This window comes from Microcystis aeruginosa NIES-843 (assembly GCF_000010625.1).
In the GTDB taxonomy this organism is placed as follows: Bacteria; Cyanobacteriota; Cyanobacteriia; order Cyanobacteriales; family Microcystaceae; genus Microcystis; species Microcystis aeruginosa.
Genome location: NC_010296.1, coordinates 2,374,751 through 2,387,027 on the forward strand (window position 1 = coordinate 2,374,751; position 12,277 = coordinate 2,387,027).

At 43.6% G+C, this 12,277-nt stretch carries 10 protein-coding genes; 2 read left to right on the forward strand and 8 right to left on the reverse strand.

Annotated elements, in window-relative coordinates; genetic code table 11:
• Positions 1–119 precede the first annotated feature (119 nt).
• Together MAE_RS11480 and MAE_RS11485 are read right to left on the reverse strand one after the other, a co-directional pair.
• Positions 120–776, reverse strand: coding sequence for a DUF1906 domain-containing protein (locus tag MAE_RS11480; protein WP_002759945.1), 657 nt, complete (start codon positions 774–776; stop codon positions 120–122).
• A gap of 220 nt (positions 777–996) precedes the next feature.
• Complete coding sequence (locus MAE_RS11485) at positions 997–6,585, reverse strand: jacalin-like lectin (RefSeq protein ID WP_231859768.1); 5,589 nt, start codon at positions 6,583–6,585, stop codon at positions 997–999.
• A 643-nt stretch (positions 6,586–7,228) separates the two neighbouring features.
• Between MAE_RS11485 and MAE_RS11490 the strand changes: the two genes are divergently transcribed.
• A complete protein-coding gene (locus MAE_RS11490) occupies positions 7,229–7,834 on the forward strand; it encodes a hypothetical protein (RefSeq protein WP_002759942.1) in 606 nt (201 codons plus the stop codon).
• 21 nt (positions 7,835–7,855) lie between these two features.
• On the opposite strand, the gene MAE_RS11495 is transcribed toward MAE_RS11490, so the two are convergent.
• The 6 genes from MAE_RS11495 to MAE_RS11520 all read right to left on the reverse strand — a co-directional run bounded on the left by MAE_RS11495 (position 7,856) and on the right by MAE_RS11520 (position 11,805).
• Positions 7,856–8,653, reverse strand: a complete 798-nt coding sequence (locus MAE_RS11495) for a lipase family protein (RefSeq protein ID WP_331448724.1) — start codon at positions 8,651–8,653, stop codon at positions 7,856–7,858.
• Between the two features lie 9 nt (positions 8,654–8,662).
• On the reverse strand, positions 8,663–8,896 hold the full coding sequence (locus MAE_RS29405; protein ID WP_125730241.1) for a lipase: 234 nt from the start codon (positions 8,894–8,896) through the stop codon (positions 8,663–8,665).
• Between the two features lie 197 nt (positions 8,897–9,093).
• Entirely contained in the window at positions 9,094–9,879 is a 786-nt protein-coding gene (locus tag MAE_RS11505; protein ID WP_012265725.1) for a hypothetical protein, read from the reverse strand.
• A gap of 125 nt (positions 9,880–10,004) precedes the next feature.
• Positions 10,005–10,334, reverse strand: coding sequence for a hypothetical protein (locus tag MAE_RS11510; RefSeq protein WP_012265726.1), 330 nt, complete (start codon positions 10,332–10,334; stop codon positions 10,005–10,007).
• 522 nt (positions 10,335–10,856) lie between these two features.
• Positions 10,857–11,249, reverse strand: coding sequence for a DUF4278 domain-containing protein (locus MAE_RS11515; RefSeq protein WP_012265728.1), 393 nt, complete (start codon positions 11,247–11,249; stop codon positions 10,857–10,859).
• Between the two features lie 154 nt (positions 11,250–11,403).
• Positions 11,404–11,805, reverse strand: a complete 402-nt coding sequence (locus MAE_RS11520) for an FHA domain-containing protein (RefSeq protein WP_012265729.1) — start codon at positions 11,803–11,805, stop codon at positions 11,404–11,406.
• A gap of 295 nt (positions 11,806–12,100) precedes the next feature.
• Between MAE_RS11520 and MAE_RS32055 the strand changes: the two genes are divergently transcribed.
• The gene (locus MAE_RS32055; RefSeq protein ID WP_002799164.1) at positions 12,101–12,274 is read left to right on the forward strand and encodes a hypothetical protein; all 174 of its coding nucleotides are present in this window, start codon (positions 12,101–12,103) and stop codon (positions 12,272–12,274) included.
• Positions 12,275–12,277: the final 3 nt, after the last annotated feature.

The window sequence follows — 12,277 nt, forward strand, 5'->3', positions numbered from 1 at the left end:
CACCCCACACCCCACACCCTGCCCCCAGGAAAAGCTTTTTCAGCAAACCCTATATAGTATAGGGCATAACATCAATGTATAGATACCCGCCCGTCAAGTCAATTATCCAAAGATTAAACTTAGGTTAAAATTAACCATTGAGGCACACCGCCTTCCTTATCAATGTAGGTAATATCTTGGTCAATGCCAATGCCATTAACTGGTTCACCAACGTAAGACTGTACCATTTGATAACTACGAACCGCCACCGGGGGAACGGTACTTTCTGATTGCCAATAATGTTGAAAAGGCAAATCATAGAGTTGCTGACTATTCAAAATCGAATTAGCCCCCACATATAACCCGGGTAAATAACCCGCGCCTGCGACAGCATTATACCAACTTGTGCAGTATTGAATTACCGCTTCGGCTGAAACTTCAGAACTAATTCCTTCCAGATCTAACCAAACATTTACTTTCCTGGGAAAACCCACTGAAATTGCATTATTTGCCGCATTATCGCCGTAGGTTGTTCCCAATTGGGCGGAAGGAACCCAACCAGGGGAAGAAACGTGCTGCACAGGCATTAACGCCAGTCCTCCTTGTAAAATGCTAAGAGCTTCTTCGTAGGTTAAATCCCCCGGTGCTTCTCCTGCACCCAAGGAAAGATAACGGAGACAAAATTTATAACCCTGACTGGCAAATTTTTGGGCGGTAGCTTTGGTAATTACAGAATCAGCATCAAACCCCAAAGATTGATTGGGCGCACTTTGAATAATTCCGGGTAATTGAGTCATAGTTGATGTCTCCTTGAGCAAAATTCAACTAAATTGATGACTTATTTATGAATGACGATCGAGCAAGAAATTAGTTGCTGTTCCCTCAAAACATATAGCAATATCTTTCTCGTTTCCAGGCTCGGCTTTAAATATTGTGTTCAGGTAGAACCTGACGGGAGCGTTCCCAGGTAGAACCCTGGAACGAGATAACGAGATATTCTCGCAGTCTTAAACTTAATTAAGCAACCGCTACTCCCGAATAAGGACCCGAACAAGGGGTTTCTGGGGCAACCCATTGCAAAGTTCCGGTAAAGCTCTGCTGACCGTTACTATTAGTGGAAAAAGTTAAGCTTGCCGATGAGATATTTCCCCCTGTGGCAGTCCAACTTAGCACGTTAGTAGAAGGATCAAAAGTCCAACCATTAATCAGAGAACCACTAAGATATACTTGAACACTAGACGATTCCGTATTTAGGCTGATCGTTAAATTCGGCGGGGTTGCCCACTTCGAATAGGTAGTTTGCGTATAATTTCCGACCCATTGCACTGGGTCCGCCGAAATGGACGACCAACTAGCAGGCGAAAAACTCAGACACACCGGTTGCAATTGATTCAGATAATCGCCGCTGCTGCCTTGAAAGCCGATGAGAGTGCAGTTCCCAGGAACACTCCAAGTGGCAACGGAAGCTGAATCACAACTGGCAGGTGCAAGCAAGGAGGTTTGGCCATAGTTGGTGCTGAATTGAACTGCGTTCACATAATCACCATAGATGACAGTGATTTCGGTAATAAATTCTCCTTTGCTCAAGTTGAGTGCTGGCCAGGCATTCACAGTGCCTTTGCCATGGGCAAACTGTTGGGTCCCGTTGAGGGATTGGTAAGTTGTGCCAATTTGGTTGACATAATCACCACCCCAAATTGAAACAGAAATCAACAGCGGTAGTTGGCTCAACGGGAGTGGTGTCGGGTTACTGCTGTTGTTGCTGCTCGTTGCTGTGGTTACAGTACTGCCATTGATGGTTTCGCAGCCGATCGCGATTGAACTGTTAATATCCCAGAAATCGGCGCTTGCATCATTACCCCAGATTGGTCCGGTAACGATTGACCAGTTAGCCGTAGGTACACCATTAGTAATACTTTGAGGTTGTGTTGGGTAGGAGGAGGCAGTAAACGGATTTTGAAACAAACTAATCTGTTGCGATCGCAACGCCTGATAATCACTTTTCAACTGCCCACAGTTTGCGGCAAAAGTGGCATCGCCAGTGTAGTTATAACGTTGATACAAATCGTCAACAATCTGCATCTGGTTATTGATAGTGGCCAGAGTACCCAGATAGCTGTTAATGGCATCAGCGACTGGGCGATTACTGGCGAGAAATTGCCAGTTACTGGTTTCACTAACCAGATTCTCATAACCAGCGGTGGTATAACTGAGGGCGATGCCTGAACCAGTAACGTTATTGGCACTCAAGCCATTGGCAAATGCCAGGAGACTTTGGATTACATTGGTTACAGTGACGCTGTTAGCAGGATCGCTGGTCGAGGTGCTGCTGGTGGCGTAGGGAAGGGATAACTTACTGATTTCAGGATTCAAGGCCTTCATTAACGGTGCTGCGCCTTGGCTGGAACTGCTGGAACTGCTGGAACTGCCGGTGCTGTTAAATGGATTGGGCAGGGGCGTATCACTGCCGCGTATCACCTGGTAAGCGTAGAAATCAAGGGTTAGTGAAGACACCGCCTGAGTAATATTTTTGGCAAGATTAGCGCTTAAAGTGATGGGCGGATCACTTGGCACCACTCCCTGAGCGCTTAAACTGTTGAGGACTGATTGCTGTTCCGAAACAGTGCTGCACTCAAAAACAAACAGGGCAATATATTCCATACCCAACACTGCCGAAGAGACATAGCTATCGCCATAGGCACTATAAAACTGCGTCGGTGAACTGCTAAACAAGCTTTGTGCGCTACTGCTTAATTGCGGTGTGCCATTAATGATCGGGCTGGTTTTTTCATGGGAGGCATAGATCACCACCGTTACGGATAGATTGCTCACCTTCGCCGTGCGCGTAACTTTACGATGGAAGGAATCATCGTCAGCACCGCCGCCGATCGCATATTTCAGCGTCTTTGACAAACTTTCACCAGAGGAACAGACTTGATACCACTGCTTGCCAGTAGCGTTTTGATCGCCGATAGTCAGGGATGATAAATCCAAGGCACCATTGGGCATAGCGCTGTTGCTAAAGCTGTTAAAGCCAATTCCCACGGTTGTGATGGGAAGACAAGGCAAGGGGGAGGAGAGGTCATCCAGTAGGGGGGCTGCCCATTTGGCTGGACTGAGACTCAGGACAATCAATTGCAACTGATTGAGATAATCGCCGGAGGAACCTTGAAAACCTAGCAAAATTTGATTATCTGCCGCAGTCCAGCTAATTGTGTTACCAGTGCTGGAGGGTGATAGCGGGAACGTATAGTCTTGGGAGCTTGTGGTTTGGAATGTGAGTTGATTGATATAATCGCCGCAAGTCCCACTAACGCTGCTGATAAATTCATCAACGGCTAGATTCAGATTAAAACAAGGTCCGCCACCACTTCCGCCATGGCTAAAGGTTTGGGCCCCAGCCTGATAACTGTAAATGGTTGATAGCTGATCAACATAATCGCCGCCATGTAACTGAACAGCAGCGATCTTGGGCAAGTCTTTTAAACAAAGTGGTGTCGGCGTACTGTTCCCTGGATAATTGCCATTAAAGGCTGTATTACTGTTGAAAAATGGCTGTCCGGCGCAAATATCCTGAAAGGACACCGAATTATTGTTGCCCCACAGCGGCGATAATCGATTGCTGCTGCTGTTACAGGGGGTGATGGTTATGCTGTAATTAAGGCTGGGAGTCCCTTTGGCAATAATGTCAAGGGGATCGCAGGAACCGTCAGTAGGGGAGGTAGCGGCCTGTTGCGGATTGGCGGCAACATCAGTCAGCCAGGCGGTCAATTCTTGGATCGCGTTATAGACCATTTGTTGCTGTCCCCTGATGGGAAAGCCAATATTAGGGTCTGCGTAGTAATTGTAAGTCGTATAAATCTGGAGGATGTTCTCAATCTCAGACCAAATGCCATAAAGCTGCGTCAGAGTAGGCGCGACTTGTAGTTGATAAGTCTGGCGGTTGGTAACTATCGGTTGGAAGCTGCTCAAAGCCGAGGCGGGTAACAGCCCTTCATAGCCCATCGTGGTAAATGACAGCAGCCAAGGCGTATCTACATGGCTGGCAGAAAACTGGCTGGCCGTCTGCACCAAAGCCTCCGCATCGGTTTCGGCATTGCCAGTCATACTTGGTAAAGAGAAACTACTGCTACCGATAACCTGTTGGTAACAGATCAGATTAACACCTTTGGAACTTTGGGCATTGCTCACATCGGAACTTAAACTGGCATCGAGAGAGGCCGATTTAATCGACGCACTGGCACTCAGGGTTTTTTGCACCGTTTCCTGTACGGCGCTACTATCGCATTGAAACACAAATACCGCCACATACAATCCGCCGTTAACCGTAGCGCAGACAAATGAATCGCCATATTCAGTGAACAATTGCTCTGTGGTTAAATTAGCCAACGTGGGAGATAGGTTGCATTGCGTATAAACCGGACTCGATGTCACCACACGGGTAATCAGCACCAGCGTCACATCGGTATCGGTTACTTGAATGGTTTTGGTTTTGGTTTTGGTGTGGCTCAATTTAAAGCCTGGTATGCCAATGGAAAATCCCCTGGTTTTGCTCAAAGTTTCCGATAATGACTGGCGACTGGCGCAAATTTTCATAATGACTTCGCTTTGCGCCCCCTGGTCAACGCTGGTACAGGCGCTGCTGTTTAGTGCGGAATTCGGCAAAGCACTGCCAAGAAAAGAATTATAGCCCACGCCCAAGGTGCTGACTGGCAGCGTATTGACAAACGGTTGCGTCTCAATCGATGGCGCTAACCATTTTGCTGGCTGTACGATAATGCAAATTGGCTGCAAGCCGAGGAGATTACTGCTGTTGCAATAACCCTGAAAGCCAATCAGCGTCGCTGCTGCTGGCAAACTCCAGCTAAAACTGCTACCACTGGTGCTTGTCGGTTGGGTGATGCTGTGACTAGCACTGTCGGTAAAACTCAACTGAGTAATCACGCCGTTGGAGATTTGACCGCTCATCTTGTCGATATACACCTGATTCTTCAAGCTATCGACACCATCATCCTGATTAGTAGCAGTTAAAAACAGGGTTGCGCCACTACATGAAGACACATTAGCAGCGCCATGAGCAAATGGATTAGTATAGTTTAGTGTGTTGTAAGAGGCATAAAACTGGGCGACATTGTTATTGCCCCAAACGGTAATCATATAAAGCACCGGAATATTCGATATCGCCGTCGCTATGCCCGTAGTTTGGCTGGTGGCTTGCGAATAAGTACCCGAAGCGGTTGGGCTGTTATGACCATAAATTGAGCCATTAATCCCTGCATTTAGCGCTGTTGTGCTGGTACTGGTGCTGCTCGAGGTACTCACCTCAGAGCCGACATCAATATCCTGAAACGGCTCGTTACTGGTATCCCCAAACAGCGGTTGCGTCGGTACTAAATAATTAAATACCGGTATGCCGTTCATTAAACTCAGTGGCGGATTAATTGAACTAGCAATGCTCGGCGTTTGTGTTGGGTTCGCCGCAATACTGCTAATCCAGCTATTGACGTTACTTATATCGCTATTTAACTGCTTTTGGTTGGTGCTAAACGTGGTATCGCCGCTATATTTATAAGCCTGATACGCAGTAGCAATCCACTGATATTTGCTGGCAAGATACCCTAAACTTGTCAGGGTCGGAGCAATACAATCAAGATAAATCTGTCGGTTAGCCGCAATATTCATAAACGAGGCGCTTAAACTGCTGCCAAACAGGGTTTCATAGCCAGTTACCGCAAAATCAAACACCACTGGCGTATTGGCGTTCAAGTTTTGTGCAGTTGAAACTATATTAGAGACAAATTGACTCACATCTGAACTATTGGCAAAGGTCGGCAAACTAGCGCTGCTACCAACTAAAGATTGATAAATCTGACAACGCACGGTGGTATTGTTCAGGGTTTCTGTTATGCCAGCAGTCAAATTAGCGCCCAGCGTTGGCGAAATATGATCACAAACATTCACTGTCACCTGTGCTGTCAATGCCGCCTGTAAACTGCGCTGGTCTTCTTTGGTTTGGCAAGAAAAAACAAAAACTGCCACATACTCCGCCCCTTCCGTCAATTCAGACACAAAACTATCGCCATACTGTTGATAAAAGTTCAAGCATTCACTTGGCGTTGTCGGTACAGTAATGCTACTGTTTAACTGGCATTGACTCAGCGCCTGATGAATGTTCTCAACCCGTGCATAAACAATAACACTGACGGAAGTATCATTGATAGACAAGGCATTAGATAGGCTCAGAGTTGAACTTACTGAAGGGTCGCTAAAGGTAGAACTAGAATCGGAACTGGAACCAGAACCAGAACCAGAATCGGAACCAGAACTAGAATCGGAACCAGAACTGGAATCATTGCTGGCTTTTTTTAAGCTAATCTGCGCCGAAACGCCTAAGGAATTGGTAACGGTATTATTAAAATCTTCAGCCGAATAACAAATCTTAAAAAAACTTTGGGAATTAGTGCCTAAGTTTTGAATTGTTGGATTGGCTGCCAAAGCATTCGTCATCTGCTTGCCAGTAAAACAATTAAAACCAACGCCGATACCGCTGATTAATTCAACGGCATGAGGAACGCCAATAAGATTCATATTTGCAAGCGCAGCCATGGCAAAAATTCTCCTAATACGGATTGAGTTGAAATTAAATAATCTGGCTTTTCTCTACTTGGCAACCGCCAAGGCAGCTAGGACAACTAGGAGGCGGCAAATTCCCACAAAGCTTAAGCTTTTTTCCCCTTGTCACCTGCTATATTGAGCAGATATTGAACAATCCTGGGTAATTGAATCATCGATTATCTTCAATAACAAACGTGACTCAATTGAGGATTCATTTATTAAGAACGATTGAACAGGAAATTAGTTCCTGTTGGGTCAAAACTTATAGCAGTAAACCTATTGTTAAGGATAAGTAGGGTGCGGCAAATTCCCACAAAGCTTAAGCTTTTTTTCCCTATTGCCTGCGATAACTCCAATAGTTGATAATAACGGAATACACAATCCCCCCCCTGTCAAGTGGCCGATGTAAAAAATTTAACCAATCTTTACATTGCCCTTCTTAGGCAATTAATCCTCTTCTTTGTTCTTCTACAAATTTATCCAGTGGGAATGTTGACTTTATTTAACCTAGTTGTCACAAGCCAGAAGAAAGTCTCAAAAAAATAATTTTAAGACCAAGAAATCCTAAGCACACAATGTCGGACTAAAGCTTGGTAGAATAATAATTGAAATAAAAATCTAAGGGGAAAATCTGATGGCCACAACCGCTGATGATGTCTGGCGTTTATTAGGGGAATTAGTCGAAGCTCAAAAAGAAACTGATCGCCGTTTTCAAGAAACAGAACGTTTAATGCGAGAACAACGTCAAGAAAGCGATCGCCGTTTTCAAGAAACAGAAAGACTTTTAAAAGAGCAAAGCCAGAGAGTTGATAAACAGCTAGGAAAACTCGGAAATCGCTTGGGAGAATTTGTCGAATGGCAAATTCGTCCCGCCGCGGTAAGATTATTTAAAGAAAGAGGGCTTGATGTTCATGAATTATACTCAGGAGTGTCAGCCCAACGCCCCGAAGGGGGACTCGAAATAGATTTATTAGTAGTTAATAATACCGAAGCCGTCTTAATTGAAGTGAAAAGTAAACTGACTCAAAGCGATGTTGACGAACATTTAGAGCGACTAGAAAAATTCAAAAGATTAATGCCTCGTTACCAGAATCTGAAAGCATTAGGAGCGGTAGCCGGAATGGTTGTCCCCGACGATATTGCTCTTTATGCTTATCGTCAAGGATTATTTGTCTTAGCTCAGTCAGGAGACAATGTAATTATTTTAAACGATCCTCAATTTCAGCCTAAAGCTTGGTAATCTGTTCGTAGTATAGAATAATTAGCTTAACTTAGTGGCAATATCATCTAAATCTTGATCCGTTAGCGTGAGAGCATTAGCCACATTTTCTGTCAGCGGCCAGTCAATTTCCAGAAGATTGAAATAAGCTTGGATATGCTGAAAATAGGCTTCTTGCAGAAATTGCTTCAGGGGAGTTGTTTGCGGTTGAGGAAAAACGCCACATTCACCTTTCATGGCAAAAGTGCTGGGATTTAAGGCGAGATAATTGCAGTTTTTCACTTTCTGAATTTGACTATTAACTAATAGTGCAATTCTCGAAGATTTAGGAATATTACAAGATTGATACAGGGTAGGAATCTGCTGTAATTGCTCAATATTCCAAGCATGGGGAACAATATCCAAACTATTCCATAGTCGGCTGCTTTGATTGAGACCTGGCTCCGTATTTCCGTAGTAATCAGAAAAGGTTTTATCCCCTGGGGTTGCTCCGGCAGAAAATTGGGTATTGACGGTGATTTGTTTACCAGTAGGGTTCCAAGTTGCTTGATTTTCGTACAGCCATAATGCCATTACTGGAGATAATGCACCACCTAAACTATGGCCGGTGGTAATGATTTCAATAGGTTGGTCAGATTGGCTGGGAATTTCCTGGGTCAAAAATTCTAACAGGGAGCGGTTAGAGGTATCTTTCAGGTTTTGCAGAATAGTAATTCCGGTATTTGTTCCTTCCGAAATTTTTCCGCGTTCGGGGAATTGCGTTGACCAGGAAACCATGTTATGGGTAGCAGCATCCTCCTGTAACCAGTCAAAAACTGATTTCGGATTCGTAGCAGCGATCGCAACTACCTATTGAGGGTTATTGGTTTCGGCATTTTCTCCCTTCGCCACATACATAATATTATCCCAGTTCTGATTTTTAGGATCATGATAATAAATAACAGGACCCCAAAGAATTGTCCATTGACCAATTTTTCCTTGAACCGTAGGATTGGCTAAATCTGTAATAACTTTCTCGCTATTACTGATATTAGCGAACATGGAAAGACAGAAAAGCGTTTGTTGTTGATCGTAAGTAGGCATTGAAATTTTCTCCAATTGTCAATTGATTAGGCGTATCTTAGATAAATCTAGGTAATTGTCACAACACAAATTTCACAAAAAAGGGATGACCGCTCTTTTTAACTTGATTAAGTTGACCCGAATTTACCCTATCATTAGAGGTGTAAAAATTAGCACCAGAACAGCTATTTGAGGATAAACCTGTAGGACAAGCATTGCTAAACAGGAAAAACTTTGATCGCTTTTTCGTAGTAAGCCTGACGATCAGCTAGTCCGTTAAGACCACCATTGACTCGTCGGGTGATTTCTTCCACCGTTGCACCGCGATCACAAAGAGCATTCATGTTATTGTTATGCCACCAAAAACCGCCACTGGTAAAAGGATAGGTGGTACTAACATAGTCAACTCCATCCATCACTTTCGGATCATGAATATAATTCGCAAAAGCTTGATAGTTACTGCGTCCCGTTAGTTGAATAACGCCTGCTCCCTTATATTTGGGACCATCTCCTGGATAAATATTTCCTAGGTCTTTCCGTCCGTTATACTCCTCACCGCTACCGAGTTCTTTCATCCATTTCAAGCCTCCACTTTCATGGGCAGTTTGGCTTAAGAAATGACACATTCGGGGGTGAGTGTTAATTTCAAAGCGATTTAAGCAAGAATTGAGGTCTGCTAATTGTCCATCGCTAATGACATTACTGTAGATAGATTCGGCTTGAGCTTTGGAGATTAAATTATTACCCCCTGGTAATTCTTTAAGTTCTAGTAAAAATTTCGCCGAAGATGCTCCCAAGGTATCCAATTCGCCTTCTTTGATTTTTTGTTTGAATTGCTCAAAGGCTTGTTTTGTTTGGGGTCCATAAATGCCATCAACACCATTAGCAGGAAGCAATCCGAGAACTTGCAAACGGGTCTGAACTTCTCGGCAAAGTTCGGAGTCTCCTGCTAAGGAATCAATGGGTTTAACGAGGTTTTGTTGAATGATGTCTTCTAATTTCATGGTGTTTATTTTCCAGTTCAGATTTTCCGATGGTGATCTTGGTTGTTTGGGCTGTTTTTGTATTTCCTGAGTCAGGAATTATAAGAGGGATAAATTGCTTGAATTTTTCATTCCTTGCAAAATTTTTATCCCGTATTTGTTCCCTCAGAAATATGACCTTGTTCTGGGTTTGTGCTAGACCAGAGAACCATATTGTGGGTATTAACATCCTCCTGTAACCAGTCAAATACAGACTGAGGATTTGTCGCTGCAATCGCCACTACATATTGAGGATTATTTGTTGTTAGATTTTGACCTTTAGCGACGCACATAATATTGTCCCAGACTTGACTTTTGGGATCGTGATCATAAATAACAGGACTCCAAACTATCGTCCATTGACCGATTTTTGTTTGCACATTAGAATCAGCCAAATCAGCCATTAATTTGTTACTATCACTGATATTAGCAAACATCGAAAGACAGAAAAGAAAGATAATTCTTTAAAAGTGTAGGAAAGTTGAAGGAACTATTGGGAGGAATTTTCGGCAAATTTATGACTGGACTTCTATGTATATCTGTACTAGCTATAACTAAAAGTCTTACAGAGCCTGAGTTAAAGCCGTGTAATACAAAAATACTACTGAATGCAAACTCCTGAAGTTCTTACGCAGATAGGGTTTAAAGCCAAATTTTTCAAATTTGACCTTTCCATGACTATAGCTTGTTTCGGGATGGACTACAGGGCCATCGCACACAATTCTTAACATTTTTGGACTTTGGACAAAGAAAAAAAAGATTTTTTGCGTAAATTTTACGCAAATCTAATTGGGGTTGGCTGAAAAAATCTAAAAATCTTGTTGGATAATATCTTGAGGCTTTTTTAAAATCAAAAAGTGCCGGCCTTGGGAGTGAGCGGGGGGAAGATTTAGGCATTTTTGCGCCCAAAAATATTCCCCCCGGCAGAACCGAGGGGAAAGTGGAGAAAAACCGCTAATCTAGCAGTTTAAGGCTAAGTCTTGGGATTCTTTTTTCAAGAGATTAACGAGGGTTTCATCACCATTCTCTTGAGCGATTTGTAACCGACGTTCCAGACGAAGACGAATATTGTTCAGATGGATGCTAGAAAGGGTTTCCTCTTGGACAACAACAGGGGGTTTGACAACGGGCAACGGACAAGTGTTTGGGGTGACTTGCCCAGCAAGATGAGGACGGGTGCTGTAGGCAACTCCACGATACTGACGATGCAGTTTCGGCTCTAATTGGAGCATATGGCGAGGATAATGGTGATTCCAGTGTTGACCTCGGTATTTACCCCCGATATCTCCGGTCTTCATCTCCAAGGGGAGAGAATCCCTTTCGTACTTAACTCCTCGATAGGCTAACGTCATATCACCGACTCCCTGCAATGCTTTAAAGTGACTTTAATCCCCCTTGTCGTCCCTATATAGGGACAACAAATGAAAAGATCTTATTTATTATTCTGTATCTATTTTTACATTTTGTTAGGGAAATTGAAAAAACTTTATAAAAATTTAATATTTTCTAGCTGGCGATAGTATCCTTTTCTGGCTGGATTTGGTCGCCCACCAAAGGAGCCTCTAGGGGTTTGAGGATTAATTTTGGTTGCTCGTCCTCATCGATGAGACGAATTTGAATTTGCGGGCCAGAGGTGGCTAAACGAACCACCATACCATCGACGACGGCGGTTTTCTCGATCGGTTTGCCATTGACAAACGTCCCATTTGCCCCTAAATTTTCCAATTCCCAATCATCGTGATCATCATTATGGCGGATTTCTAAGTGCCGCCTCGAAACCACAGCACTATAGAGAACTACATGATTATCCAGCGCCCTGCCGATGAGAATGGTTGATTGATCATTGTCAAATTGCCAATGTTGTAGGGACGTGGCTTGACTGGGGTGTAAAAGAGTTAAAGTGATCACGGTGACTATTGGCGGCACGATAGGGGCGGTGGACAGGGTAAATCTTATTTGCTGTCAAGATTCATCCTTGCCATTAAGTCTTAAGTCCTAGCAATGAAAATCTCTAGTTACTTGACTAAGCCTTTTCTTTCTATTGTCTCACACTTTCCTGTTCCCTCTGAACCGACCTCCCCCAGAAAATCTAGCCACTTCGCCCTAGTATTAATAAAACTGATGGGGTATGATTTCCACATTTTCAGCAATTTTTAACCTGTTCAGGGATAAGATAGTGCTTGTGTCACCTAAACATTGATCTATGAGCGGCTTGATTATAAAAATAATCTTGATATCGGCTTTGATTTCCCTGGGAATTAAATATCTTGCCCCTTTATTATCGATCGCTCCCAGTCCTCTTAACACTTTAATTCTGGTTTTTACTCCTTTTCTGCTCACGGTTTTTGCCCTCTGGAGACGGACAATAACTGATTAGGAA

Bases quoted from the DNA above. Each gene is read 5' to 3' on its own strand.
- MAE_RS11480 (WP_002759945.1), bottom strand. From the start codon at position 776: ATGACTCAATTACCCGGAATTATTCAAAGTGCGCCCAATCAATCTTTG.
- MAE_RS11490 (WP_002759942.1), top strand. From the start codon at position 7,229: ATGGCCACAACCGCTGATGATGTCTGGCGTTTATTAGGGGAATTAGTC.
- MAE_RS29405 (WP_125730241.1), bottom strand. From the start codon at position 8,896: ATGCCTACTTACGATCAACAACAAACGCTTTTCTGTCTTTCCATGTTC.
- MAE_RS11485 (WP_231859768.1), bottom strand. From the start codon at position 6,585: ATGGCTGCGCTTGCAAATATGAATCTTATTGGCGTTCCTCATGCCGTT.
- MAE_RS11515 (WP_012265728.1), bottom strand. From the start codon at position 11,249: ATGACGTTAGCCTATCGAGGAGTTAAGTACGAAAGGGATTCTCTCCCC.
- MAE_RS11510 (WP_012265726.1), bottom strand. From the start codon at position 10,334: ATGTTTGCTAATATCAGTGATAGTAACAAATTAATGGCTGATTTGGCT.
- MAE_RS32055 (WP_002799164.1), top strand. From the start codon at position 12,101: ATGAGCGGCTTGATTATAAAAATAATCTTGATATCGGCTTTGATTTCC.
- MAE_RS11505 (WP_012265725.1), bottom strand. From the start codon at position 9,879: ATGAAATTAGAAGACATCATTCAACAAAACCTCGTTAAACCCATTGAT.